General features: G+C 42.6%; 29 protein-coding genes and 1 pseudogene. 15 read left to right on the forward strand and 15 right to left on the reverse strand.

Annotation, left to right across the window (positions count from 1 at the left end; translation table 11 throughout):
• A partial coding sequence (locus FE394_RS06315) for a type II toxin-antitoxin system HipA family toxin (RefSeq protein WP_319925554.1) occupies nucleotides 1–663 on the forward strand: 663 nt, incomplete at its 5' end.
• A 212-nt stretch (nucleotides 664–875) separates the two neighbouring features.
• Here the strand turns inward: FE394_RS06315 and FE394_RS06320 are convergent.
• From FE394_RS06320 to FE394_RS06330, 3 genes and pseudogenes are all read right to left on the reverse strand, one after another.
• Nucleotides 876–977 (reverse strand): annotated as a pseudogene (locus FE394_RS06320) (type II toxin-antitoxin system death-on-curing family toxin); the annotation flags it as partial.
• A complete protein-coding gene (locus FE394_RS06325; RefSeq protein WP_319925555.1) occupies nucleotides 974–1,195 on the reverse strand; it encodes a type II toxin-antitoxin system Phd/YefM family antitoxin in 222 nt (73 codons plus the stop codon). The pseudogene FE394_RS06320 and the gene FE394_RS06325, both read right to left, overlap by 4 nt.
• 293 nt (nucleotides 1,196–1,488) lie before the next feature.
• Nucleotides 1,489–2,352, reverse strand: a complete 864-nt coding sequence (locus FE394_RS06330) for a YicC/YloC family endoribonuclease (protein ID WP_319925556.1) — start codon at nucleotides 2,350–2,352, stop codon at nucleotides 1,489–1,491.
• Between the two features lie 125 nt (nucleotides 2,353–2,477).
• Here FE394_RS06330 and rph point away from each other — a divergent pair, with 125 nt between their 5' ends.
• The gene (gene rph / locus FE394_RS06335) at nucleotides 2,478–3,221 is read left to right on the forward strand and encodes a ribonuclease PH (protein ID WP_319925557.1); all 744 of its coding nucleotides are present in this window, start codon (nucleotides 2,478–2,480) and stop codon (nucleotides 3,219–3,221) included.
• Nucleotides 3,222–3,306: 85 nt separating this feature from the next.
• Nucleotides 3,307–3,948: an orotate phosphoribosyltransferase gene (gene pyrE / locus FE394_RS06340; RefSeq protein WP_319925558.1), complete on the forward strand. Its 642-nt coding sequence runs from the start codon at nucleotides 3,307–3,309 to the stop codon at nucleotides 3,946–3,948.
• A gap of 271 nt (nucleotides 3,949–4,219) precedes the next feature.
• Here pyrE and slmA read toward each other — a convergent pair whose 3' ends face one another.
• The 3 genes from slmA to coaBC all read right to left on the reverse strand — a co-directional run bounded on the left by slmA (nucleotide 4,220) and on the right by coaBC (nucleotide 6,650).
• Nucleotides 4,220–4,819 carry a nucleoid occlusion factor SlmA gene (gene slmA, locus FE394_RS06345; protein WP_319925559.1) on the reverse strand — a complete coding sequence of 200 codons (600 nt, stop codon included), beginning with the start codon at nucleotides 4,817–4,819 and terminating at the stop codon, nucleotides 4,220–4,222.
• Nucleotides 4,820–4,969: 150 nt separating this feature from the next.
• Nucleotides 4,970–5,428, reverse strand: coding sequence for a dUTP diphosphatase (gene dut / locus FE394_RS06350; RefSeq protein WP_319925560.1), 459 nt, complete (start codon nucleotides 5,426–5,428; stop codon nucleotides 4,970–4,972).
• The gene (coaBC, locus tag FE394_RS06355; protein WP_319925561.1) at nucleotides 5,406–6,650 is read right to left on the reverse strand and encodes a bifunctional phosphopantothenoylcysteine decarboxylase/phosphopantothenate--cysteine ligase CoaBC; all 1,245 of its coding nucleotides are present in this window, start codon (nucleotides 6,648–6,650) and stop codon (nucleotides 5,406–5,408) included. The genes dut and coaBC overlap by 23 nt, the downstream gene beginning before the upstream one ends.
• Before the next feature lie 90 nt (nucleotides 6,651–6,740).
• Between coaBC and FE394_RS06360 the strand changes: the two genes are divergently transcribed.
• From FE394_RS06360 to mutM, 9 genes are all read left to right on the forward strand, one after another.
• A complete protein-coding gene (locus tag FE394_RS06360) occupies nucleotides 6,741–6,935 on the forward strand; it encodes a hypothetical protein (RefSeq protein ID WP_319925562.1) in 195 nt (64 codons plus the stop codon).
• Nucleotides 6,904–7,596 carry a RadC family protein gene (gene radC, locus FE394_RS06365; RefSeq protein WP_319925563.1) on the forward strand — a complete coding sequence of 231 codons (693 nt, stop codon included), beginning with the start codon at nucleotides 6,904–6,906 and terminating at the stop codon, nucleotides 7,594–7,596. The genes FE394_RS06360 and radC overlap by 32 nt, the downstream gene beginning before the upstream one ends.
• 263 nt (nucleotides 7,597–7,859) lie before the next feature.
• The gene (gene rpmB, locus FE394_RS06370; RefSeq protein ID WP_047963156.1) at nucleotides 7,860–8,096 is read left to right on the forward strand and encodes a 50S ribosomal protein L28; all 237 of its coding nucleotides are present in this window, start codon (nucleotides 7,860–7,862) and stop codon (nucleotides 8,094–8,096) included.
• Nucleotides 8,097–8,107: 11 nt separating this feature from the next.
• The gene (gene rpmG, locus FE394_RS06375) at nucleotides 8,108–8,275 is read left to right on the forward strand and encodes a 50S ribosomal protein L33 (RefSeq protein WP_010847629.1); all 168 of its coding nucleotides are present in this window, start codon (nucleotides 8,108–8,110) and stop codon (nucleotides 8,273–8,275) included.
• 141 nt (nucleotides 8,276–8,416) lie between these two features.
• Nucleotides 8,417–9,535, forward strand: coding sequence for a glycosyltransferase family 4 protein (locus tag FE394_RS06380; protein ID WP_319925564.1), 1,119 nt, complete (start codon nucleotides 8,417–8,419; stop codon nucleotides 9,533–9,535).
• Between the two features lie 192 nt (nucleotides 9,536–9,727).
• Nucleotides 9,728–10,717, forward strand: coding sequence for a glycosyltransferase family 9 protein (locus FE394_RS06385; RefSeq protein ID WP_319925565.1), 990 nt, complete (start codon nucleotides 9,728–9,730; stop codon nucleotides 10,715–10,717).
• A gap of 16 nt (nucleotides 10,718–10,733) precedes the next feature.
• Complete coding sequence (locus FE394_RS06390; protein WP_319925646.1) at nucleotides 10,734–11,837, forward strand: glycosyltransferase family 4 protein; 1,104 nt, start codon at nucleotides 10,734–10,736, stop codon at nucleotides 11,835–11,837.
• Nucleotides 11,837–13,012 carry a glycosyltransferase family 4 protein gene (locus FE394_RS06395; protein WP_319925566.1) on the forward strand — a complete coding sequence of 392 codons (1,176 nt, stop codon included), beginning with the start codon at nucleotides 11,837–11,839 and terminating at the stop codon, nucleotides 13,010–13,012. The genes FE394_RS06390 and FE394_RS06395 overlap by 1 nt, the downstream gene beginning before the upstream one ends.
• Before the next feature lie 240 nt (nucleotides 13,013–13,252).
• Nucleotides 13,253–14,062: a bifunctional DNA-formamidopyrimidine glycosylase/DNA-(apurinic or apyrimidinic site) lyase gene (gene mutM, locus FE394_RS06400; RefSeq protein WP_319925567.1), complete on the forward strand. Its 810-nt coding sequence runs from the start codon at nucleotides 13,253–13,255 to the stop codon at nucleotides 14,060–14,062.
• Nucleotides 14,063–14,109: 47 nt separating this feature from the next.
• Here mutM and coaD read toward each other — a convergent pair whose 3' ends face one another.
• The 6 genes from coaD to rfaQ form a co-directional block, all read right to left on the reverse strand.
• Complete coding sequence (gene coaD / locus FE394_RS06405; protein WP_319925568.1) at nucleotides 14,110–14,592, reverse strand: pantetheine-phosphate adenylyltransferase; 483 nt, start codon at nucleotides 14,590–14,592, stop codon at nucleotides 14,110–14,112.
• On the reverse strand, nucleotides 14,589–15,365 hold the full coding sequence (locus tag FE394_RS06410; protein WP_319925569.1) for a glycosyltransferase family 2 protein: 777 nt from the start codon (nucleotides 15,363–15,365) through the stop codon (nucleotides 14,589–14,591). The genes coaD and FE394_RS06410 overlap by 4 nt, the downstream gene beginning before the upstream one ends.
• A complete protein-coding gene (gene waaA / locus FE394_RS06415; RefSeq protein WP_319925570.1) occupies nucleotides 15,365–16,642 on the reverse strand; it encodes a lipid IV(A) 3-deoxy-D-manno-octulosonic acid transferase in 1,278 nt (425 codons plus the stop codon). The genes FE394_RS06410 and waaA overlap by 1 nt, the downstream gene beginning before the upstream one ends.
• A 102-nt stretch (nucleotides 16,643–16,744) precedes the next feature.
• Nucleotides 16,745–17,848, reverse strand: a complete 1,104-nt coding sequence (locus FE394_RS06420) for a glycosyltransferase (RefSeq protein ID WP_319925571.1) — start codon at nucleotides 17,846–17,848, stop codon at nucleotides 16,745–16,747.
• Complete coding sequence (locus tag FE394_RS06425) at nucleotides 17,848–18,975, reverse strand: glycosyltransferase family 4 protein (RefSeq protein ID WP_319925572.1); 1,128 nt, start codon at nucleotides 18,973–18,975, stop codon at nucleotides 17,848–17,850. Before FE394_RS06425 ends, FE394_RS06420 begins: the two co-directional genes overlap by 1 nt.
• Nucleotides 18,972–20,042 (reverse strand): putative lipopolysaccharide heptosyltransferase III, encoded by a 1,071-nt coding sequence (gene rfaQ / locus FE394_RS06430; protein ID WP_319925573.1) that lies wholly within the window; start codon nucleotides 20,040–20,042, stop codon nucleotides 18,972–18,974. The genes FE394_RS06425 and rfaQ overlap by 4 nt, the downstream gene beginning before the upstream one ends.
• Before the next feature lie 198 nt (nucleotides 20,043–20,240).
• Between rfaQ and FE394_RS06435 the strand changes: the two genes are divergently transcribed.
• From FE394_RS06435 to FE394_RS06445, 3 genes are all read left to right on the forward strand, one after another.
• Nucleotides 20,241–21,194 (forward strand): polysaccharide deacetylase family protein, encoded by a 954-nt coding sequence (locus FE394_RS06435; protein ID WP_319925574.1) that lies wholly within the window; start codon nucleotides 20,241–20,243, stop codon nucleotides 21,192–21,194.
• A 163-nt stretch (nucleotides 21,195–21,357) separates the two neighbouring features.
• Nucleotides 21,358–22,164 (forward strand): hypothetical protein, encoded by an 807-nt coding sequence (locus tag FE394_RS06440; protein WP_319925575.1) that lies wholly within the window; start codon nucleotides 21,358–21,360, stop codon nucleotides 22,162–22,164.
• Between the two features lie 142 nt (nucleotides 22,165–22,306).
• The gene (locus FE394_RS06445; RefSeq protein WP_319925576.1) at nucleotides 22,307–23,209 is read left to right on the forward strand and encodes a GNAT family N-acetyltransferase; all 903 of its coding nucleotides are present in this window, start codon (nucleotides 22,307–22,309) and stop codon (nucleotides 23,207–23,209) included.
• Here FE394_RS06445 and rfaC read toward each other — a convergent pair.
• Genes rfaC through rfaD form a run of 3 tightly spaced genes read right to left on the reverse strand, consistent with a single transcriptional unit; the run spans nucleotide 23,189 to nucleotide 26,166 of the window.
• Nucleotides 23,189–24,166 (reverse strand): lipopolysaccharide heptosyltransferase RfaC, encoded by a 978-nt coding sequence (gene rfaC, locus FE394_RS06450; RefSeq protein ID WP_319925577.1) that lies wholly within the window; start codon nucleotides 24,164–24,166, stop codon nucleotides 23,189–23,191. The two genes, FE394_RS06445 and rfaC, sit on opposite strands and share 21 nt — an antisense overlap.
• Nucleotides 24,166–25,218: an ADP-heptose--LPS heptosyltransferase RfaF gene (gene rfaF / locus FE394_RS06455; protein WP_319925578.1), complete on the reverse strand. Its 1,053-nt coding sequence runs from the start codon at nucleotides 25,216–25,218 to the stop codon at nucleotides 24,166–24,168. Before rfaF ends, rfaC begins: the two co-directional genes overlap by 1 nt.
• 9 nt (nucleotides 25,219–25,227) lie before the next feature.
• Nucleotides 25,228–26,166, reverse strand: coding sequence for an ADP-glyceromanno-heptose 6-epimerase (gene rfaD, locus FE394_RS06460; RefSeq protein ID WP_319925579.1), 939 nt, complete (start codon nucleotides 26,164–26,166; stop codon nucleotides 25,228–25,230).
• Nucleotides 26,167–26,326: the final 160 nt, after the last annotated feature.

Here is a 26,326-nt window from a genome sequence, read left to right on the forward strand (position 1 = left end):
TTTATCCAGAATTCAGGTTATCTAAGTATGGCTGATAAAGCGGGGCTTGGACCACCAAACTGGCAACTGTTTTCTGTGCCCACACCAACTGGTGTCAGGCATTGGTTGGCAGTGAAGCGTTTTGATTGGGTGAATAATACCGCATCAGCAGGACGCTATCATATGCACAGTGCCTGTGGATTATTAGATGCAGATTTTCGGGCACCAACATTGGATTATGAAGATTTGATTAAAGCAAGTCGTCAACTGTGTAAATCTCCTGCCGTCGGACAACTGCAATTCCGCCGTGCCATATTCAATTTATTTGCTGGTAATCAGGATGACCATAGTAAGAATTGGTCTTTTTTACAGGACGATAATGGCAATTGGAATCCTGCACCTTTTTATGATGCGACTTTTAGCCCTAGTCCGTTTGGTGAACATGCCACAGCATTTGCAGGTTTCGGTAAAAACCCGCCACTAAAAGCTATACAAAAGCTCGCTACCTGTGCAGGATTTACCGACTGGAAACTGGCGCAATTAGCCATTGGAGAAGTGGTGGAGACACTCTCTGAATTTAAGAGTATCGCGGCTCAACTAGGTGTAGAAGCACAAACGATTAAGCTGATAGGTAATCAATTAGATATTTTTTGGCAACAAAACAAACACTTGATGAAGCCGTAGTTTAGGTTTTTATCTTTGTGTTGTATTGAAAATCAAAATTTCGAATAAGAACGTCGTGAAACGTCGCTTAGTGCGTGGATTGCGTTGCTGCTTCATGCTATGCGCTATTGTGATTCACTCTGTAATACTCTGATAGTAGAAAAGCCAGATATAACAAAGTACATACTGGCTTTATGATTTTCTCTGAAATGCTGAGAATGAATTTATTCATTGGCTTCAGCTCTACCAGAATCGGGCATTCCGGCAACGCCGGGAAGCCGTTGTAATATTCGGTCATGAAAAGCGATAACTTCCTGTGCGCTGACCCATATCATCGATTTGTCAGTGCCTCTATCGTATGCCCATGACGTTGCATAATCGAATCGAACTCTGAATCCAGCTTAGCGTTTTGCCAAGCATCGAATTCAGCTCTACTGATAACGACCGCTGAACTACCGTCTCGACGAGTGATTTCAACAGGTTCGCCGTGGGCTGCTGTATCCAGTACTTCCGCGATGTTGGCACGGGCTTGAGTTGAGGTGTATGTACGCATAATATGTCTCCAAAGATGTACATATTAATTGTACATTTCTTGGGTGATTATTCAACAACGCAGATCCCGGCACGGCTCACCTTTAACGGTGACTTTTTTACATCTTCATGTAACGCAACCAATCGCACGCTAAGCTACACCTAAATCATTTCCGTGACTGCTAGATGTACACCTAGGTGTACCCGATAATCATGCGCTATTGTGATTCACTCTGTAATACTCTGATAGTAGAAAAGCCAGATATAACAAAGTACATACTGGCTTTATGAGCTACTCTGAAATTCTATGAAGCATTATTCAATATTCTGAATTTGTTCTCTCATCTGCTCAATCAGCACTTTCAATTCAATGGCAGAGTTAGTTACATCGGAATTAATTGATTTAGAGGCCAATGTATTCGATTCGCGATTAAATTCCTGCATCATAAAATCCAGTCGGCGGCCGACGGCTTCTTTTTTCTTCAGGATATTACGTGTCTCTTTGACGTGAGCGTCCAGACGATCCAGTTCTTCGGCTACATCAATGCGTTGTGCTAGTAAAAGAAGCTCTTGCTCAAGGCGGTTATTTTCCAACTGAATTTGTGCTTCTTCCAGTTTGGTTTGCAAACGTTCACGCTGCCATTGCAGGATTGTCGGCATTTGTTCACGGACTTTAGCCGCTTCTACTGTTACCGCATCCAAACGTTGTTCGATCAGAGCCTTAAGTGCCTGTCCTTCGGTCTCACGGCTTTGGATAAAGGCATCCAGTGCCAAATCCAATTCTGCCAGCAATTGTGTGCTGATGACATCCAGATCCTGCTCTTCAGCAGACATCACACCCGGCCAGCGCAGGATATCCACCGGGTTAATTTCACCTTCACCGCTTTGTTGTTTAACCCAGCTTGCTGATTCAACCAGTTGCTTTGCGAGTTTTTCATTCAACATTAAAGAACCTTGTGCACGGGCATCCAGTTCAAAACGCAGGTTACATTCCACTTTTCCGCGAGTCAGGCGGGAGCGAATGCGCTCACGGATGACAGGCTCAAGGCTTCTGAATTGTTCTGGCAGGCGAATATAGGTTTCCAGGTAACGCTGATTGACGGAACGCAGCTCCCATGCTGCATTGCCCCAATCGGCCTTGATATCTCGCCGCGCAAAAGCGGTCATACTACGGATCATAATTCGTTCTCAGTCTATAAAATGATTGGCGGATTATAACGCTCCATGTAGATGCAGGATAGGCATTCGCCGCATTACGCCGTATAATGCGCCCCCAATAATGTATTAACAACGGAGATCACACCATGAGCTTAGTAGGAAAGCGTCCAGCAGGAAGAGCAGCGGGACAGGTGCGTCCTATTAAAATGACCCGCCATTACACCAAACATGCGGAAGGCTCGGTTCTGGTGGAATTTGGGGATACCAAAGTGTTATGTAATGCCTCCGTTGAAGAAGGAATTCCACGTTTCCTGAAAGGTCAGGGACAAGGCTGGATCACGGCAGAATACGGTATGTTGCCACGGGCAACCAATAGCCGTAATGCGCGTGAGGCTGCCAGAGGTAAGCAAACCGGCCGTACAATGGAAATCCAACGCCTGATCGCTCGTTCACTGCGTGCTGCCGTGGATTTGAAGAAACTGGGTGAATTTACCATTACGCTGGATTGTGATGTGATTCAAGCAGATGGCGGTACTCGTACTGCGGCTATTTCCGGTGCTTGTGTGGCATTAGTTGATGCCCTGAATAAGCTGGTCGCTGATGGAAAGCTCAAAGAAAGCCCGCTGAAAGCAATGGTTGCAGCAGTGTCTGTCGGTATTGTTGGGGGGGAAGGGCTTTGCGATCTGGAATATGTCGAAGACTCTGCGGCTGAAACTGACATGAATGTCGTCATGATAGATGACGGCAGAATGATTGAAGTGCAGGGCACCGCAGAAGGTGAGCCGTTCAGCCATGATGAGTTGCTCTCTCTGCTCTCTCTGGCAAAAGAGGGATTGGACACTATTTTCAAAGCACAAAGAGATGCGCTAGAACAAGATCCGTTAAAATAATAAATTAATCAGGCGGCTGAATAGCCGCCTTTTTTACGTCTGTAATACAGTAATGAATGACAAAAATCAAATAGGAGAGACTCCAATGAAAGCCTATCAGCGCGAATTTATTGAGCTGGCACTGAAGAAGCAAGTGCTGAAATTTGGCGAATTTACGCTGAAATCAGGCCGTAAAAGTCCGTATTTCTTCAATGCGGGTCTGTTTAATACCGGACGTGATTTGGCGTTGATTGGTCGTTTCTACGCAGCAGCACTGTTGGATAGCGGCATTAAGTGTGATTTGCTGTTTGGGCCAGCTTATAAAGGCATCCCTATTGCGACGACTGCCGCCGTGGCTTTGGCTGAACATCATGATATCGACATGCCTTATTGCTTTAACCGCAAAGAAGCGAAAGACCATGGCGAAGGTGGTTCGCTGGTAGGCAGCCCTTTGCAAGGTAATGTCGTGGTTGTGGATGATGTTATTACGGCAGGTACGGCGATCCGTGAATCAATGGAGATTATTAAGCAGCACGGAGCAACACTGTCGGGTGTGATTTTGTGTCTGGATCGTCAGGAACGCGGACGTGAGACGCTTTCAGCCATTCAGGAAGTTGAACGTGACTATCATTGTCAGGTTTTCTCCATCATTACCTTAAATGATTTGGTGAGCTATTTGCGTGAAAATCCAGAGATGCAATCTCATTTGGAAGCAGTGGAAGCCTATCGCAAAGAATACGGTATTTGATGGTCAGCAAACGCTTTAAGATCGAGAATAGCTAAGACTGAACCAAAAAAAATCCCTCGCCCAAGTGTGGGCGGGGTGAGTAGTAGAAATGGCATCCTGCATATATATAGTAAGGATTATGAGTGTGATGCCATTATCATTGAGTTACTTGGCAGTAAGCTCAATGAGCTGAAACATGTTAACACAAATCAATAAAAAACCGTCAATAAAAAAACCGCACGTTATCATCATTCACTGCATGAAAAATGGGAATTTATTGTGCAGAGATAGTTTATTGTAATTGGGTCAATATTAGCGGCCAGCGTATATCAAACTCGGTTGTCGGGAGATAGCGAAATTCAGAGCGAACAAAGCGCGAGAGCATCCCTTCACAAAAAGCAAGTAACTGTGATGCCAACACAGTTTCGTCATAGTTGAAACCCTGCCCGTCCCGGATTTTTTTCTCTTTTAAAATTTGACGAAGTTGCACTTCAATCCGTTCAAATAGCTGATTTATACGATTTTGTAATCTGTCTTGTTCGAACATCAGGGCATGACCGGTCATGATACGGGTCAATCCGGGGTTCTTCTCGGCAAATCCCAAGATCAGGGCAAGGATTAACCGAATACGCGTAATGGTGTCTTTTTCATCTTGCAGGATCAGATTGATACGCGAGATTAAGGTGTCTTCAATAAATTCAATCAGGCTGTCAAACATCCGGGTTTTACTCGGAAAATGACGGTAAAGTGCTGCTTCAGAAACGCCAACGTTTGCAGCGAGTTTTGCAGTGGTAATGCGCTGGCTGCCATCACTGGACTCAAGCATATGGGCGAGCACCTGCAAGATTTCCTCACGCCTGTTTTTCTTTTTTGTACGTTCTTTCTCTGCCATGTCTGATAAGACCCCTGCTAAAACAGCAAAACAAATCCAGCTATTTTTGCCCACAATGTCTTAGTCGCAATAATGTCTTAGTCGCAATAATCGACAATATTGTGGGCAAAAATATGTAAGTCGGTTGACGGTATCAGGCTTTATGAAAAGTTATTGACGACCGGAATGACCAAAACCACCATGACCACGTTCGCTAGTTTCAAAATCCTCAACTAAATTAAATTCAGTTTGTACAACGGGCACAAAAACCATCTGGGCAATGCGTTCACCCGGTTCAATAATGAATGTCTTATCACCACGGTTCCAAACAGAAACCATCAACTGCCCTTGATAATCGGAGTCAATGAGGCCCACCAAATTACCTAAAACTACACCGTGTTTGTGACCCAGACCCGAGCGAGGAAGAATAACAGCAGCTAATTGTTCATCTGCGATATGGATAGCGATTCCGGTTGGCAGAAGTTCTGTCTGGCCGGGAGCCAGTTCCACTGCATTATCCAGACAAGCGCGTAAATCTAAACCCGCAGAGCCGGGTGTAGCATAAGTTGGTAAAGGAAATTCTTGCCCGATGCGGGGATCAAGGATTTTAACGTCGATTTTTTTCATCATAGCGTTTGAGTATCTCGTCTAATAAGTGGTGGCTGAGTTGTAATTTACCACTGTGGGGTAAATGAACACTACCATCATGCCAGAATAGATGTAATGCGTTGGTATCACTGTTGAAACCGTGTCCGGCCAGAGATACATCATTCGCGCAAATCAAGTCTAGATTTTTCTGCTTGAGTTTTCCGCGCGCGTATTCTTCCACATTCTGGGTTTCGGCTGCAAATCCAACGACGAATGGACGATTTTTTTTCAGGGCAGAAACGCTCGCTACAATGTCAGGATTTTTCACCAGGGTAAACGTGATTTCATCACCCTGCTTTTTAATTTTCTCAGACGAAATTTGCTTGGAACGGTAATCAGATACGGCGGCACAACCGATAAAGATACTCTGTGAGGTTACCATCGCCTGAACTTGTTCATGCATTTCCAGTGCGCTGATCACATCAATGCGTTTTACGCCTTGTGGTGTCGGAAGATTTACAGGGCCGGTAATCAATGTGACTTCTGCCCCGCGTTCGGCTGCCGCCTGTGCGATGGAAAATCCCATTTTGCCGGAGCTGTGATTGCTGATAAAACGGACGGGATCTAAGGCTTCACGGGTTGGTCCGGCAGTGATAGTAATGCGTAGACCGGAAAAGTCTTGTTTGGTGCTGAAATGTTGCGTTGCCAGCCCGACAATTGCCATGGGTTCCAGCATCCTTCCCGGCCCGATATCACCACATGCCTGACTGCCTTCATCCGGACCCCAAATCATCACATTACGCTCTTTAAGAACGTTCAGGTTATGTTGGGTTGCCTGCGCCCGGTACATTTGTTGGTTCATTGCCGGAGCAACAGCAATAGGAGCTGCTGAAGCCAGGCAAATGGTGGTCACCAAATCATTCGCCATACCTGCGGTCAGGCGGGCCAGCAAATCTGCTGTAGCGGGAGCGAGAATAATTAAATCTGCCCACTTTGCCAGTTCAATATGCCCCATGGCGGCTTCGGCCGCAGGATCCAGAAGATCATCAGAAACCGGGTGGCCTGATACAGCCTGTAACGTGAGTGGAGTGATAAAAGCTTCTGCTGCGGGTGTCATCACAACGCGTACCAGAGCACCGTGATCACGTAAACGGCGTACCAGCTCAGCCGTTTTGTAAGCGGCGATACCTCCGCTGATACCGAGGACGATTTGTTTACCAGAAAGATGATTACCAGAACATTGATTACCAGAAAATCCTGCCATTTTGATTGTCCAGATGTAAGTTGCAATTCCCTAAGATTCTACCATAAGAAAATATTGTGTTGAGAACCCTCCCTGTCCAGACAGCTAAAAATGACAAGTTTGCGAAGCGCTGCGCAAGCGATGAAAATGAAACTGGCGATGATTTTTTCATCATGGGATATTGAGCGGGCGAATATCGGATTGATGAGATCCATTGTCATGGTTCATGAACGTTGGATGCGTTATAGGGAAAAGGATATTGGGGGAGTGTGTTATGGATATCACGACAATGGAAAGAAGCGATGAATTACATACAAATCTTGCTCCCCGAGAGAAATTGCTGGCGTATGGCGCAGTTTCCCTGACGGATGCTGAATTATTGGCTATCTTTTTGCGAACGGGAACCCGGGGCGTTCCTGTCGTACAAATGGCAGATCATTTGTTGAAATCTTTTGGCTCCCTTTATCATCTGCTCTCTGCTGATTATGCCGATTTTTGCTCACATAAGGGCATGGGGCTGTGTAAATATGTTCAATTGCAGGCAGTATCTGAACTGGCGAAACGTTTTTTCTCCAGTCAGTTTATCCATGAAGATATCATGAGCAGCCCTACGATGACTCAGAGTTATTTGCAGGATTTGTTGTCCTGGCAGGACAGGGAAGTATTTGTAGTACTGTTTTTGACGAATCAGAATAAGGTCATCTGCCATGATGAGATGTTTAAAGGGACGATAAATAAAGTTGAAGTTCATCCGCGTGAAATTGTGAAACAGGCGGTGAAAGTTAATGCAGCGTCAATTATTCTTGCCCATAATCACCCTTCCGGTAACCCAGAACCCAGTCTTGCTGATAAATTGGTGACAGAAAAAATTATTGAGGCTTGTGACTTGATTGGGGTTAAGGTTTTGGATCATATAGTCATTGGTAAGCAATATTGCGTTTCATTTGTAGAAAGGGGTTGGATTTAATACGATTTTTTCGCGATCCTGTCAGATCTTAGTTGTTCGGGACTTGAGCATCGGCGAATGAGGGCGTATACTACGCCACCTTTGAGGATCTTGGGTTTGGCGAGAAGAGCCTATCTCAGTAAGTTTTTTTACTGAGAAAATGTGAGTCTTTTCAGTGACGGTCTTTTCAGTAACGAAAATGTGCTGAGATGGGCTCCTAAGCCTGACGAGGCGGCCACACCCAATAAAAAGCTCGAGCTGATTTGATTTTTGGAGATATAGACATGTCCCGAGTCTGCCAAGTTACCGGCAAGCGCCCGGTGAGTGGTAACAACCGCTCCCACGCATTAAATGCGACTAAGCGTCGTTTTCTGCCTAACCTGCACTCTCATCGTTTCTGGGTTGAGTCTGAGAAACGCTTTGTAACTCTGCGTGTATCTGCTAAAGGTATGCGTGTGATTGACAAAAAGGGTATCGATACAGTTCTTGCTGAACTGCGTGCCCGTGGTGAGAAGTTCTAAGGAGCTGAAAAATGGCTAAAGGTATTCGCGATAAAATCAAGCTAGTTTCTTCTGCTGGTACTGGTCACTTCTATACCACTACGAAGAACAAGCGTACTATGCCTGAAAAACTGGAAATGAAAAAATTCGATCCAGTTGTTCGTCAGCATGTAATGTACAAAGAAGCTAAAATTAAATAATTTTAGCGGATTAGAAAAAACCCAGCGCGTACCGCTGGGTTTTTTTATACCCGTAAATCACGTTTCAATAACGTAGACGCGGTACAGTGTTCAGCTATACTAACGCTTTTTTTATCATTGACGTCAGGCGTGACTCTGAAAATGACTAGAAAGACCTTGAATATCTTACACACAGAATCATCATGTGGCTGGGGAGGGCAGGAGATCCGTATCCTGACTGAATCTCAGGGCATGATACAACGTGGCCACCATGTTGTTATCGTATGTTGCCCGACTTCAACCCTTTACCGCGAAGCTCATCACTATGGTGTTCCTGTTGTCGCACTTCCGATTGAAAAAAAACGCCTTCCCTGCCTGCGGGCAATGCGCCGTTGGTTAAAGGCAGAAGGCCGTCAATTTGACGTTATCAATACCCATAGTTCTACCGATTCTTGGTTGGTGGCTGCGGCTTGTGCCACATTAAAAGGCATGCCTGCCGTAGTCAGAACCCGTCATGTCTCGACACATGTTTCAAAATCTATAGCAACTCGTTGGCTGTATTTGAATTCCTGTCAGCATATTGTGACAACCGGGGAGAAATTGCGTCAATATCTGCATACACATAATGCTTACCCACTTCCTCATATGACTTCGGTGCCGACAGGTATCGATCTGACGCGTTTCCATCCAGAAAATAAACAGCAAAGTCGCCAGCGCATTGGTATCAAAGATAAACCAACACTGGGTATTGTTGCGACGATGAGAACTTGGAAAGGCCATCGTTACTTGCTTGATAGTTTGCAAATTCTTCATCAGCGTTATCCTGATTGGCAGTTGCTGTTTGTGGGCGATGGCCCCCAGAGAAAAAATCTGGAGCCGAGAGTTCAGCAGGAAGGGCTGACAGAAAGCGTTATTTTCCTTGGCAACCGTCAGGATGTTCCTGACTGCTTGAATGCGATGGATATCTTTGCTTTGCCTTCATTTGGCAATGAAGGTGTACCGCAAGGTATCATGCAGGCAATGGCATGTGGATTGCCTGTGGTATCTACCTCTGTGGGAGCAATTACAGAGGCTGTGATTGATGGTGATACGGGATATATTATCGATCCCAAAAATGTTGAACAATTAACAGAAAAACTGGATCTGTTAATGAATGACGCTGAGTTGCGTTTACAAATGGGAAATGCCTCATTAAAACGAGCTACTTATTTATTTGGTATGAATAATATGTTAGATAAAATGGAGTCTATTTTTTATCAAAGCATAGAAAATAAACGGTGATATTTTGTTTATATTGAGTTAACCCATTCTCACATAAATGATTGTTGGATTTTTATATAATTTGTTTAAATACAATGGATTATATTTTTATTAGGTATGAAAACCATCTATATGGTTGATAGAACATTGAATAGCTTTACTGTATAGTGTTAAAAGACCCATTACAGGACTGATACGTTAATATTCATTATTATGCAACCCCAAAATATTTTAATCATAAATATAGCCCGTTTTGGTGATACTCTGCTGATAACGCCTGTCATTCGTGCATTGAAAGCAAAATGGCCAGAAGCAAATATTGATATATTAGTGCATAAAAGAACAAAAGAAATTCTTGAAAATATCGATTCCATTAATAAGTTGAAAGTTTTTTCAAAAGGAAAAGCTAAATGGTGCGGTTGGTTCTCGCGTCGGCATTATGACTTGGCATTGGTGTATGGTCATGATAACCCCCTGTTACACTACGCTAAACGTAAAGCAAATTTGACTGCTTATTTTTCGGATATTTCTGCCAAAAAAGCAAATGAGTATGCTGTGGCTAAACCTCCGGAACTTATGCAAGCGCAGCAGGAAAGAGCATTATTGATTAATGTGCTTGGGGTTGAAGTGCATGATTGGCGTTTGCAGTATTGCGTAAGCCAGAATGAAGAAGAATATGCCCGGGATTTTCTGCGTCAGCAGGGGCTAGAACAGCGTTTGATAATTGGATTCCAGTTACAGAGTTTCCCGGCGAAAGCCTATCGTGATTGGCCGGTGGAACATTTTTGCGAGTTAGCTCAACGTATTTATCGTAATTACCCACAGGCGCATATTTTGCTATTGGGTAGTAAAGATGGCGAAGAAAGTGCGCAAATGCTGGCAGAAAAGCTGGGAACAGACAGATGTACATCTTTGGCAGGCCGGACTACGATGCGACAGAATGCGGCCGTCATCAGCCAACTGAATTTATATGTCGGAGTCGATACCGGGACGACGCATTTGGCCGGAGCTCTGGGGATACCGATGGTTGCGTTATATCACAGTTTTCACCCTGGCCGTTTTCTTGCTCCTCAGCAGCACCCTAAATTGGCGGTAATTGAGCATCCAACAGACTATAAACAAGCAACTCGCCAAGATACCATGTCAGAAATATCGGTAGATCAAGTCTGGAATTCCGTTCAGGGCTTGCTGGAAAATGAATGAAAAGGCAATGAATAAAATGAAAATAGGATTTATCGATGTTACCGTTACCATGTCTTACGGGGGTATTCAAACCGCTGTTTGGGAGCTGGCTAAGGCATTGACAGATGCGGGGCATGAAATCCATATTTTCGGTGGAACAGGAGATGTCAGACCCGAACTGGATGAACGACATATCCATGTTCATACTTTTCCGTTTGTGCCTAGAGAGCGCGTACTGAATATCGGACGTCGTTTTCAACGTATTGTTGAACGTTACTCTTTTGCCCGCCATGCCCGCGAAACGGTTATTGCCGAAGACTTTGATTGGGTGATTTTAACGAAGCCTTTTGATTTTTTTTGGCCCAGAATGATGCCTGAAACATCCCGGACAAAGTTTTGCTATATGAGTGGTGGAACCAGTTTTTTCAAAGGGGATCGGGTATTAGGTAAGAAAATATCCGCTTGGGTTGCCTGTAGCCATTTTAATGCCTGGCAGATCCAGCACCATTTTAAGCAATTTCCTAGCGTCATCTATAATGGTGTGGATATCAATAAATTCAAACCAGCCGATTCTGATCTCCGAGCTCGCTTAGGTATTAATGAAGAAACATTTCTGCTGACGTTTGCTGGCAGATTGGTAGGTTGGAAAGGCATGAAAGTGGCTATTGATGCCATGAGTTTGCTGCGGGACAGGGATGTAAAATTATTAATTATCGGTGCGGGTGAAGACTTAACATCGCTTGAAAACCGCGCCATCGCATTGAAGTTGGAACAGTCTGTCATATTTCATCCGCCAGTTGGTCATGATCAATTACCTGAATTTTACGCTGCGGGTGACGTTGGTATTTTCCCTAGCATTGGTGATGAGGCTTTTGGCATTACTATTGCTGAGGCAATGGCGTGTGAACGTCCTGTCATTGCCAGTTATATTGGGGGAATACCCGAAGTAGTGGGTAATGAGAACCATGCGGGTATTCTGACACCTCCGGGTGATGCTGCAGCTATCGCTGATGCTGTCAATCACCTTTTGTCTCTGCCGGACAGAGGAAAAGGCATGGGCAAATATGCTCGTCAGAGGATTGAAACGATGTATACCTGGAAACATTCTGCGGACCGTTTATTGAGCGCGATAAAAAAATAATGAAAATTGCGTATATAGATCCTTATCCTGTACCAGATTATCGGGTTGCATCACTGCAAATTTTGCAGAATGTAGATGCTTTTGCCCGTCAGGGACATAGTGTCTGCCTGATCACGCCGCAGGGCCAAAGTCAGGTTGAAGAAATTATTGGCCGTTCATTGCCAGCTTCTGTGGAATTAATTGCCCTACACAATATCCGTAGAAAATGGTACTTCCCACTGAATACTCAGAAACTGTTTTATTTGCAGGTTTCTCGTTGGCTTAAAGAACATCAGGTTGATGCCATTTTTACCCGTAATATTAAAATGGCGAATTACTTGTTGTGTAAGCATCCTGATATTCCTCATTTTTTTGAAAGCCACGAAGTGTTTGCTCAATCATTTAAAGAATCCCATGATTTACTAAAACGCAAAAACCAGAACAAATATCAGAAGTTGAGGAAAATTGAACAGCAGGTTTATGATTCCTCTAAGGTTGTTTTTGCCCTGACCTCGCTGTTACGGGACGATATCTGTAAAGAATATGGTGTCAAAACACCGATCGTGGTGGCTCCTGATGGTGTTGATATGCTGGCAGTTGAATCTACGAAACAGGCACTTTCCGACAGAGAATCCAAACATGAATCTCCAATCCAGATACTTTATTTGGGGAGCCTGCATCGCTGGAAAGGTGTCCCTACTGTCATGAAAGCCATGACTTATCTTGATAACGCTGTGTTGAATATTGCTGGAGGGACGTCTGAACAAATTGAACGATTGCGGCACGTAGCTGAACAGATTGGCGTAAGTAATAAAGTAAACTTCCTTGGCTTTGTTCAACCGAAAAATCGTTTTCGGGTTATTGCTGATAATGATATCTGTGTTCTGCCATTGACGAAAACCAGTATCGGCAGTCGTTATACCTCTCCTCTCAAGCTTTTTGAATATATGGCCATGGGCAAGCCGGTGGTTATTTCTGACTTTCCTTCCATTCGTGATGCGGTTGATGAAAACGCGGTGAATTTTGCTGATAGTGAAGATGCTGAGAGTTTTGCGGAACAGATCCGATGGTTGATTCATAACCCCGATGAAATGATGGTGAAGGTTGATCACTCACTGCGATTAGTTGCGGAGCGTTTTAACTGGGATCAACGTGCAAAATTGATTACGGGCGTGATAAAGGAAAAATTGTCTTAACTAAGTATAAAGATTTTTAAAACCAGCCCAAGCTATTCGTTATTTACTTTCTTGATAGAGCACAATGGGAAAAGTGAAGCTGAATAGCAGTAATCCATTTAGGATAGGTTTGCTCATTTCTTTGAAACTCAGAGCAGGATTAATGGAAATCCCAACCGAATTTGGCTGCAAATAATACATGAAAACGGTATTGTTATCTGCTTAGATACAATGTGTAGATAACTTATTTAAGGAGTCGGTATGCCGGAGTTACCAGAGGTAGAAACCAGCCGCCGGGGAATTGAACCTCATTTGGTTGGTAATGTGATCCAATATGCCGAAGTCAGAAATTCTCGTTTGCGCTGGCCTGTTTCCGAGCAAATCATGAAACTTTCGGAGAGGCCGGTTCTCAGTGTTCAGCGACGGGCAAAGTATTTACTTCTTGAACTGCCTGAAGGATGGATAATTATTCATCTGGGAATGTCCGGTAGTTTACGCATCTTGTTGGATGAGCTTCCTCCGGAAAAACATGATCACGTCGATTTGGTTATGGCTGATGGTAAAATTCTCCGTTATACCGATCCCCGGCGCTTTGGATCATGGCTATGGAGCGACAATCTGAATGAATGCTCTGTACTGGCTCATTTAGGCCCTGAACCACTTTCTGATTTGTTTGATGGCGAATATATTTATACCCTTTCCCGCAATAAAAAAACCGCCATTAAATCTTGGTTGATGGATAATAAAGTTGTTGTTGGGGTTGGGAATATCTATGCCAACGAAGCATTGTTTGTTGCGCATATCTTGCCAGAACGCCCTGTGCATTCACTGACAGAGCAAGAGGCTCACTTACTGTCCGATACTATCAAGCAGATATTGCGGCGCTCTATTGAGCAAGGTGGTACGACGCTGAAAGACTTTCTGCAATCAGACGGCAAACCGGGATATTTTGCCCAAGAATTGTTTGTCTACGGCAAGAAAGGCGAACTTTGCTCAGTATGTGGTGAGGCAATAGAAAGTGTGAAGCTGGGGCAACGCAGTACTTTTTTCTGCCGTAACTGTCAGCATTAAGCTTATCTGGGGCGGAAATAGCTGTCTCTGTAGACAATATACTAACATTACCTGCCTAATTTCTGTCGCATCGCCCGTGCAACTGACTCTGGCAGGAATGATGAAACATCACCATCATGGAGAGCAACATCCTTGATCAAGGATGAGGAAACAAAAGACAGATCCTGAGAAGGTAATAAAAAGACACTTTCCAGTTCAGGCATAAAATGTCGGTTCATATTGGCAAGTTGCCATTCATATTCAAAATCGGAAACAGAACGTACGCCACGAATTAAGATGGTAGCCTGCTGTTTTTTGGCAAAATTAACCATTAATTCACTGAAGCCAACTATATCGATATTATCCAGATGAGCGGTCACTTCTTTTGCTAATGTGACACGCTCTTCCAAACTGAACATGGGTTTCTTTCTTTCACTATTTGCGATAGCCAGTACAACATGGTCAAACATGTTTGCAGCACGAGTAACGATATCAAGGTGACCATAAGTTATTGGGTCAAAAGTGCCGGGATAAATCGCTTTTCTTTTCATCGTTTTTTACTCTTTTTTTGAGTTAGTTCCCAAAGCGCAGCATATTTATTGAATGTGTATTGGGCATTGACAATGGCTAAGATTAACCCTTGTTTACCATCAAGAAAACCCGCTCTTAACAGCCAGGTTTTGAAAAACGCGCCTAACATATGGCTGAGAATAGAAAAGTAACGGGCTTTTTTGCCTTGTTCATGACGATGTTTTGCCCAATCTTTCGCATAATTTAATTGTTTTTGCTGGAACTCCATCAGGTTGCGGCAGGTTAAGTGACGTAAATCGCCCTTTAGTGTCACGATGGAAGCGCCGCGAGTATCAAGGGATTCATGGACCTGATTATCGTTGTATTGGTAACGTTCACGACAATAGAGACGAATAACTTTATCCGGATACCAACCGCTGTGTTTCATGAATCGCCCCATAAACAGATTGAGGCGAGCGCAGCTATAGACTTTATTATCGTCGGGATTGCCCAATACTGCTTCAATAGATGTTTTTAGTTCAGGGGTGACGCGTTCATCAGTATCAATCATGAAAATGTAATCGCCACTGGCATAGGATTGTGCGAGCTGCCGCTGACGACCGAATCCGGCCCATTGTGTATTCGTGTAGACTTTTGCACCCATCTCATTGGCTATCCGGCAAGTTGCATCTGTACTTCCTGAATCCAAAACGATGATTTCATCTGCCCAGCTTACGGAAGCCAGACAATCTGCGATCAAATCCGCCGAATTTTTGGCAATTATCACAACGGACAGGTGTTTTCTCACACGCATTAATGGCTCCGTGGCGGGAGATAAGGCTCCAGTAATTTTAGCAAGCGCAGAAGTGCCCCTTGGTTTTCATGCAGGACTTCAGCGGCATGATGGCCGTAATAACGGCGGTAGTCCTCATCTGTCAGCAGGCTGCTGATGGCTGAACTTAATGATTGGCTATCCGTGACAGTGATCAGCCCATTTGCTTTATCCAGCTTGGCACAGATATCCTTAAAATTGAATGTGTGCGGGCCCATAATAACGGGAATCGCATGGGCTGCGGCTTCCAATGGATTGTGTCCGCCACGTTCTATCAGACTACCCCCGACAAAAGCCAGATCAGCGATACCGTACAGGAGCATCAATTCGCCCATGGTATCACCAATAACCACTTGCACATTGGCGTCTGGAATAGTCCCCGCACTTCGCAATATTGAATTCAGACCTGCTTTTTGTGTCAGCTCTGCGGCTTTGCCGAAACGTTCAGGATGACGGGGCACGAGAATTAACAAGAGTTCGGGAAATTGTTTAAGTAGTTTGCAATGTGCGTCCAGAAGAATGGTTTCTTCACCATCATGGGTACTGGTTGCGATCCATACCGGGCGGTGAGGGGCCCACTGGCGGCGTAAAGTGACTGCCTTGGCTGCCAATTCCGGTGTAACGGAAATATCGAATTTAAGACTACCTGTTACGGAGAGTTGGGAGCGTCTTAATCCCAATTCGATAAAACGTTCACCGTCTTCCTGATTTTGTGCCGCAATCAGGGTGATCTTATTTAAGATAGTCTTAATAAAGCTGCTAATCTTCTGATATCCTGCCGCAGAGCGGGCAGATAACCTCGCATTGGCGATAACCAGCGGGATTTCTCGCTGACGCAACTGAATGATCAGATTTGGCCATAGTTCGGTTTCCATAATGATCACTAACTTCGGATTGACGTGATCAAGAAACCGGCTCATGGAACCCGGCAGATCGTAGGGAAGATAGACGTGGTTAACATCTGAGCCCAGTGCTGACAGGACTCTTTCAGAGCCAGTCGGCGTCATGGTAGTTATAGTAATGGGCAAAGCAGGGTAATGGTGTCGTAAGATCCTTACTAATGGAATAGCAGCCAGTGTCTCTCCGACAGAAACGGAGTGAAGTAAAATCCCACCGGGGATAACTTTTTTGGCGCAGAAGCCATAGCGTTCCCCCCAGCGTTTGCGATACGCAGGTGATTTACGGCTGCGCAGTAACAGGCGAAGCCAGATAACGGGTTGGATAAGGTAGAGAAGTACCTGATATAAGCGAAGCAACATTCTATCAAATTCACTGACATAGACTGCGGCTATAGTACCACATTGGCTTGAAGAAAGTGTGTAAAATGCGGCCTCGTTTATTCACATCCAAATATTGCCCGTCTATTCTCCTATTAATTCAAGATATTGTTTCTGTATATAGTGTGCCTCAAATTTGTCATACATCTTATCTGTGATTTGTGGCGGAGACTCATAAACAAGTTGCATTTTTTCTGCCAAAGAATCTTCATTGAGTGCTGACAGATAGTTTTTCAATTCACCTGTCATTATCTCTCTGACACCGCCGGGGCAATCAGTACTGACGATAGGGGTATGACAAATTAATGCTTCAATTAAGACAGTCGGTAATCCTTCACTGTCTGAACTGATAACAACTGCTTTTGCTTCATTGATAATAGGATGTGGATTGGAGTGAAAACCCGCCAGAATGACTTTATCACCTAAACCATGCTCGTGGATTTTGGCTTTAAGGCAGTCTTCCATTTCTTTGGAACCTTGCCCCACGATAAGCAGTTTGCATGGGATATTTGCCTTAGCAAAGGCATTTATTAACCTATCTTGGCGTTTAACTTGATGAAAACGCCCAACATGCAGAATGTAATTCAGCCCATGATAAGGGTTCTTTTCTGATGCTTTTGCTCTTATCTGCTCAAAATCAAAGGGATTGTAGATAGTTTTTATCTGTTTGGGCTGTATCGCAATATTTTTCAGCAGATCGTTGCCCACTGCGTCGGAGACACAGATGAGCTTTCTATCCTTATAAACTTTTTTTATCTTTTCTTTTTTTATCCAATAGGAAAGGCCACTTTTATTACCCAAGTATGATTGAGAAAAAATACCGTGGATACAATGCCATACATTACAATTTTTCAGTATTTTCGCTTTAACGACAATACGATCAGTTTTATGCAGATTAGAAATGACCAGCGCAGGTTTGCCTTTTTGTTGGAAAAGCTTCAATAAAACTTTGTCCATGGCTTTAGCTCTACGGTTTATCTCATTGAGTTTTCTGAGCGGCCCTTTATAGCAATCTGCACTGACGACGTAATTAATGCCTTCAGGTATGGTGTAATCCAGCTGAGTATTGAGTGAAAGTAATGAAATTTGATAGTTTGCGTTATTCAAACTCGTTGCAAGACGAAGAGTAACATTTTCAGCTCCCCCTCCAGGCAATCCATCAATAATAAAAAGAATGTGTTCTTTCACTATGCTAAAACTCGTTGATAAAGCTCAATTAATTGTTGAGATAAATTTTCTGGAGTGACTGCCATTATTTGGTTTCTGGCTGCAATCGACATCTCTGTTCCAAATATATTATCAGGGATATCATGCACAGCATCCTTTAATTTATTAATATCGAGCGCATCACAAACGAAACCGTTTTTTCCTTCGGTGATGAATTCAGCTCCTCCGCATGAAGTGCTTGTGATAACAGGTAAACCACATGCCATAGCTTCGAGAATCACATTAGGAAATGGGTCATAAAGTGTTGGCAGCAGCAATGCATCAGACAATTGATAAAAGGGCAGTGTTTCTTTTTGTAACCCCATGAATCGGATGCGATGATGACATCCTAAAGTATTTGCAAGCTGTTGGTATTTTTTTTGCTCTTTGTCTTTGCCGATAACTAAAAGGTAGCTATCTGTTTTTGCTATGGCCTGAATAGCCGCAGACAACCCTTTTCGTTCAAAGCCAGAGCCAACATAAATCAGGCACTTGGCAGTCAGGGGGATCTGGTATTGTTGCCTAAGTTGTTGTCGGTATTGCTCATCAGCAGGAAAAAACTTTGTGCTATCAATAGAATTATAGATAACGGCGATTTTATCTTCAGCTACCCCGAATTCGTCGATAATTTCCCTTTTCACCATTTCGGCATTACAGATCACTTTTTTTAATGCAGGATCTGCATACATTTCTGCCTCAGCATTCATTACGTAACGGTGATATCTATCATTTAACAGCCATTTTGCTTTCCATTTTGGCAAAATACGTGCGCGTTGCTGTAGCCAGTTTTGATGGACACCATCACCTGCCCGATAAATATCACAGCCGGCAATGCGTTCATGGCTTTGAACTAAATCAAATTGTTCTTTTTGCCATAATCTACGGGCTGATTTGGCGAAGCCACTCTCACGACTGATTCTGCCGTATTTAAAGGGATCACATAAATGAATACGCCAATTAGGATTATTTTCACCCTGCCAAGAACGAGTAATGACATTAAGTTCAAGCTGTTGATGCTCGAGAGCTTCTAAAGCCCGTGAAATAAAGCGTTCAGCACCTCCATCCGGGCGATACTTTTGACGGACAATAGCTAAACGTAATGGCCTCATGAAATGTATTTCCTTGCTGCTGAAATGACTGCGTTTACTGGTATCAGGTCTAAATAACGTTCATTTGTATGCGTTTTTATATCATCTGGATGGGGAATATTGCCATAATCACCCGCCCAAATCACTTTTCCGACAGATTGCCAAGGTTTCCAAAACGTTAGTTTAGATGGACCGAATAATGCGATGCAGGGAGTTTTGAGAGCTGCAGCCATATGCATGGGCACTGAGTCTACACCAATAAATAGCTTGGCATGATCAATCAATGCGGCAAGTTTGGGTAATGTTAATTCCCCTGCGAGAGAAAGAATGTTCCTTTTACCCTCGGGGCAGTGTGACAAGATGGTTTCTACCATCTCTAACTCCCTTTTATCTGGCCCAGAGGTCATGATAATGCTATGCCCATCTTTTTGTAGTGAAGTTATCACTTCTGCCATATTCTTTTCATCCCAGCATTTGAAAAACCATCGAGATGTAGGTTGAATAACGATGTATTGTTCTGAAAAATTGTTTTTAGTTAGCGTTTTCTTTATCCATTGTAAGTCGTTATCACTATAACTCATTGTTACTTTTGTAATACATGACATGAATTGCAATGGTTTCAGGATAGACAGATTTTGCTCCACTGTATGTAAGAATTCATGATCATCTGTAGGTATAACTTCAGTATGAAAAAAACGCCATTTCCAATTTTGTCTTTTAGGATAATCAAATGCCAAGCGAGTGGAGGCACCAGTAAAACGAGTAATAAAGGCACTTCGCCATTGATCCGCAAGATTAATAACTAAATCATAGTGTTGCTGCCGTAATACTTTTAACAAATTCCATTCATGCAATAATTTTTCCCTTGAACCTAGTTGCTTCCATTTACGGTCAATCGAAAAAATAGTGGAAATTTCTGTTAAATTTTGCAGCATAGGTGAAGTCTCCTTATAGAGGAGAACATCAATTTTTGCATCTGGATAGTGGTGACTGAGAGTGCTAATGACGGGTGTTACCAGCAGCATATCGCCATGATGTTGTAGTTTTATCACCAGAATACGTTTGATTTCATTGTTTTTTTTGGTCATGTGTTGAGTTCTTTAGAATATCAATATTATATGGCGATCCTAATGTAAAAATCATAGCGCGACATCGTTGAATGGATCATAAAACAGACTTGCAGGATATAGTTTACATCCAATTATATTGTTAGGATTCTCTAATTGCGCAATGTGTTTGCTATGCGTACCATTAAGGCTATTATTATCATAATTTGGTGAATATTGATGTCATTACCTGCTTTTATTATCACGATTGACACTGAAGGTGATGATCTGTGGCAAAACAGTGATCATATCTCGACGAAGAATACGCATTATCTACCACGGTTTCAGAATCTCTGTGAGCGTTTTGGCTTCAAACCTGTCTGGTTAACAAATTATGAAATGGCGATGGATGATAGTTATATCGAATTTGCCAAAGATGTCATTGCCAGAAACACAGGGGAAATAGGTATGCATTTGCATGCATGGAACAGCCTGCCTATTGTTCCCCTCACTGATGATGATATGCGTTATAAACCATATCTGATTGAATATCCAAAAGAGCAGATTAAAGCAAAAGTTGATTTTATGACTAATCTTTTGGAAGATAAACTCCAGATGAAGATGTTAAGTCATCGTGCTGGACGTTGGGCATTTAATGAATACTATGCGCAATTACTGGTTGAGTATGGTTATCAGGTGGATTGTTCAGTTACTCCAAAAGTGAATTGGCGTTTTACCAAAGGCAATCCTGACGGAAATGGCGGAACAGACTATAGCCGCTTTCCTGTTCATGCCTATTTTATGGATTTGCAGGATATTTCCAAAGAAGGCGACTCTTCGTTATTGCAAGTACCGATGAGTATTCAGTATAAACACTCTGCGGTTATGAACTTCATTAAGCAAAACTATGATCGCTTAAGAGGAAAACAGCGTTCTCCATCAGTTAATTGGCTACGTCCGAGAGGCGGCAATTTGGATCAGATGAAAACCGTTGTCCAACAAACTTTAGCGAGTGGTAGTGACTATGTTGAGTTCATGTTGCATTCATCTGAGTTTATGCCTGGCGGAAGTCCGACTTTCCAGAATGAAGAACAGATTGAGCAACTTTATCAAGATCTAGAGGGATTGTTTGAATTTTTGAAGCCTATGGTTCAAGGGATGACATTGGCGGAGTATTATGGGTTGAATTTGTAATCAAAATAAACTATAGAATTTTAAAATAAAAATGATCCATTTTTTAGTGAGCTATCTTATGTTTTTAGTAAATAAATTTCTTTCAAGATTTATAAATAATTTAAAATATAAAATAACTAAAACAATATATAGGAATGTATGTAATAAGAAGATGAAGCATAACATGAATTTCTGGCCACATATAAAAATATCCAGAAATGAAAATGGAAAGATAGAATTTGTCTTCTTTGGAAAACGGCAGATTGCAATTTCTGATTTTGAATTTTATTCAGGAAATCCATTGATCATAATTGCTTCTGGTCCATCAGTTAAGGATGTAAATATTGATTTTTTTGATAGTAAAAAATTTGATTTATTGGGAGTCAATGGTGCATATAGATTATCACCATCTGTAGACTTTAAATATCAAGTAATCATTGATAGGACATTCATCTTAAATAGATTTGAAATTATTCTTGATGTTTTAAAAAACAAACGATTAACGTTAATTACAACTATGGATTGCCTAAATGAAATATTAAGAAAAGATTGCTCTATTGAAATTAAATGTAAGATCATAATTATTGATGATGTTGAACAACCCGTTTATGAAAGAAAAAAAAATTTGTTTGAAATAAATAATATTAATTTGACTATAAAAAGAAATGTGGCTTTTTCTTTTGATTTAAATAAAGGTTTTTATGATGGCTGTACAGTAGCATATGTTGCTTTACAAATGGCATTCTTTTTAAATTATAAAGAAATATATTTTGCTGGGTTGGATATGAATAACTTCGATAAACCAAGATTTTATGAAAGTTCAGATGACTCTATCAGTACAGAATTAAATGAAAATTTGGATAATATAATAATTCCGTGTTTTGATTTATCTGAAGAATTGGCTAAACAAAATGGAATTATGATTTATAATTTATCAATGCATAGCACAATAGATTCATTTGAAAAAATAGAATATATTTCTGTAAAATAATCTATATTCACTTTGCTTTTTTATGGTTATTATCAGGATTGGATTGTATGAAATGTTTTTATAAAAATATTTTTGTAAGCTAGACTTGTTATTGTCAATTTTGAAGGTTAAGTATATTTAAATATTAAGGTAAATTGATTTTATGGGATTGATTGTGACGAAATTAAAATCGTTTTTTTCAGGATGGAAAGAATGTAATCTCGAACAGTATACAGAAGTACACGCTCTTTTAGGAGGATGTGTATTGACACATCCTAATATTATTTCTTTTTTGGATAAACATACTGAAGGAAGCAGCTTCTCTTTTTATATAAAAAGAAGAGGAACTTTGCTCGAAGGGGCCTTTTTTTGCGTTAACAACCAGAAAGTAGTAGAGAAAATACAAGACAAATATCCCTTACCCAGTGATGAAATTATCTTTCCGATCTTAGCAGGCGAGAGATTTATTTTGCCTGTGAAATCAAAAAGATTGTCACCTATTCATGAAAATAATTTTATCAATGCCACTTATAAGCCTCTTTTCAGTAAGCGTCAAGTTTGCCTGATAAAAGACAATTTTTCCTACAAAACTCGCCGTAACCGCAGCAATGAGATAAACCGATTCAAGCGAGCAGGAGGCGAAATCCGATCTTCGAGTGAATTCAGTGCAGAAGAATTAGTCAGTATTTATATCGATTTATATCAAAAACGTTGGAACTGCAGTCATTCACCTGAGCAAAGGCAGTCTCTGCTCGAAATATATACAGAGCTTCGTGAGCATATATTTGGCTATGTTTTGCTTATTAATGGCATTCCATGTGCGTACGATTTTGTCATGCGGGCGGATAGTCCTAAATGGATTTCCTTTGACGCCATTAATGGTGGCTATGATCCTGAGTATGCTCACCTGAGTGTTGGCAGTGTCTTGATGTGGGTAAATATCCAAGAAGCAAAAGCACTGTGTCAGCAGGGAGACAAAACTATGCGTTACTCCTTGGGTAATCCTACTTTTGAATATAAAAATCGTTGGTGTGAAACATTACCACTAGGAAAGGTGCTTTTTTAACATATCTTGCAAGAGCAGCCTAACTTCCGATGGCATAATACTTTGCATCGTATTATCCACCGATTTCAGGGAGTGCTGCTCTTTGCCATACCCGCCAATCAATCCCGGATCTGTCGGGCCAAATAGCGTGATATTGGGTCGATCAAGTGCTGCGGTAAGATGACTGAGTCCCGTATCAACAGACACCACTGCTTTTGCGCCAGCAAGCACTTGAGCGACTTCAGCAAGTGTCAGTTTTGGCAGTACATCAACATGAGTAAACCCTTCTGCCAGCCTTAATGCCCGTTGATGCTCATGTTCCGCACCCCAAGGCAGCTTGATACGCATTCCGGTTGGTTCGATTTCTGCGATAAGTTGCCGCCAATGATTTTCAGGCCAGTGTTTTTCGTCGCGGGTTGTTGCATGCAGGAAAACCAGATAATTACTTTGTTTTTCCGTCGGTTGGTTCAGAAAATGGCGGGCGATGGCATAATCACCTTGTTCTGATGGTTTTTTATAGCCCAAACTGTCAGCAAACAAGGCACGAATACGTTCAACTGCATGTTGTTGCTTGCTAATGGCGTGACGATGATCGTAAAAAAAGCTGGCGAGGGGCTCGCGGATACTTTTTTTGTCGTAACCATGTTTTGGGCCATGAGCCAGGCGAGTCACTAAAAAAGCGCTTTTTAACAGGCCTTGGGCATCAATAATGGCATTATATTGGTGCTGTTGCAGTTGTTGTCGGAACTGTGCCCGCTCTGCACGAATATCTTTTCTGAACCAATTTTTCCGCCAGCGGCGAATAGCGACAGGAATAACATTTTCGACAGCGCTGTGCCAAGCCGGAATTTGAGCAAATCCCTCTTCTACCACCCAATCAAATTGAATATCAGGAAAATGCTGTTTGGCATCTGTCAGTGCCGGCAGAGTATGCAACACATCCCCCATCGAAGACGTTTTTACCAGTAAAACGCGCATTAATGCTGGTTCTCCGCCTGTAGCAGTTTTTCTAATGAAGCGACAACCCTCTCAGGTTGAATATCAATCAAACTTTGATGATAACCACCGTCACTATCACCTTTTCTGATTTTATGGTAACCCGTAATCAGGCGAATGACTTCGGCCTTGTTTGATAACGGTGGAGTAAAATCTGGGCTACTTGGGCCATATAATGCAACTAACGGACGATTTAATGCTGCCGCGACGTGCATTAAGCCGGAATCGTTCGTGACTATGGCATCACAAGCCGCAATGATGTTGACTGCTTGTTCAAGTGAGGTTTTTCCTGCCAGATTAAGGCACTCTGCGCGGGCATCGTTGCTTAAAAGTGTGCGGATATCTTCACCCGCTTCATGATCTTTGGCAGAGCCAAACAGCAAAATTTGATAGCCTTTTTCAGTGATTAACTCTTCTGCCAATGCAGCATAGTGGTAATGTGGCCAGCGTTTAGCCGGGCCGAATTCAGCCCCCGGACAGAAGCCAATAATAGGACGATGATCGGCGATATTAAAAGCGGCAGTTGATTCCGCAATATCTTCATCATTGACGGTTAATTGCGGCCATAACAGAGGTTGGGGAAGGTCGTCGGCACTACGCATTTTTTTTGCATCATACGCGAGAGCTACATAGCGTTGAACCATGAGTGGAAATGCACTCTTATTCAAAACACGGATGTCATTCAGCAGGCCGTAGCGCATTTCACCGCGCCAGCCCGTACGCAGTGGGATATTGGCGAAAAAAGGGATCAGTGCAGATTTGAATGAGTTGGGCAGTACGTAGGTGCGGTCGTATTTATTTTCACGCAATGCGAACCCGAGGCGACGGCGCTCACCCAAAGCAAAAGCACCATGACCAAGCGGCATGGCCAGCGCTTGATTCACTTCCGGCATTTTTGCCAATAATGGACGGCACCATGCTGGCGCCATCACATCAATTTCTGCATTAGGGTACAAAGCTTTCAAAGTACGGTAGAGGCTTTGTGACATCATCATGTCACCCACCCATGATGGGCCGATCACCAATATCTTCATAGAGGTCGATTAATTATCCTGATTGAGCCATTGCATATATTCAGCAACACCTTCGGCTACCGTTTTGAACGACTGTTCATAACCAGCAGCACGGAGTTTTGTCAGGTCTGCCTGAGTAAAACTCTGATAGCGACCTTTTAATTTTTCCGGAAATTCAATGTATTCCACAACAGGCGATTTTTCTTTATGGAATCCGGTTACAGCATCAGCAACAGCCTGGAAAGATTCTGCACGGCCTGTGCCACAGTTAAAAATACCGGAAACACTGTTTTTCCAGAACCACAGATTTACCGCAGCAACATCACCGACATAAATAAAATCGCGGCGGAAGTTCTCGCTACCCGCGAATAACTTCGGGTTTTGCCCTTGGTGGATTTGGTTATTTAAATGATAGGCGACACTCGCCATGCTGCCTTTATGTCCTTCGCGCGGCCCATAAACATTGAAATAACGGAAGCCACAAATTTGGGAATCTGCATGAGGCAGAATATCGCGAACATACTGGTCAAAAAGGAACTTGGAGTAACCATAAACGTTAAGCGGTTTTTCGTACTGACGTTCTTCAATGAAATTATCACTGCGACCACCGTAAGTTGCGGCAGAAGAGGCGTATAAAAAGGGAATCTGACGGTCAAGGCAATAATGCAGTATATCTTTGGAGTACTGATAATTATTGTCCATCATATACTTACCATCCCATTCCGTTGTGGATGAGCATGCACCTTCGTGGAAAATGGCGTCAATATCACCTAAATCATCACCCGCAACGATACTGGCAATAAAATCTTCTTTATCTATATAATCGGTGATGTCCAAATCAACCAAATTGGCGAATTTCGTGCCATCTTTCAGGTTATCAACAACCAGAATATCCTTATAGCCTTCGTCATTCAGTGCCTTGACGATATTGCTGCCAATAAACCCTGCGCCACCAGTGACAATAATCATTTGGCCCACCTCATTTAAATAGTCAGTTCACTTTACTTTGGGGCGTATAATAGCACTTAACCCTATTGACGACAGCAGGTTAAACAGGGGAATATCCTGAAATATTGCCACATAGCAGGCTCTAAGCCGTGATCAGCTTTACAAAGTTGATATTATGTTT

It is taken from the genome of Xenorhabdus littoralis (assembly GCF_033949345.1).
GTDB classification, from domain to species: domain Bacteria; phylum Pseudomonadota; class Gammaproteobacteria; order Enterobacterales; family Enterobacteriaceae; genus Xenorhabdus; species Xenorhabdus littoralis.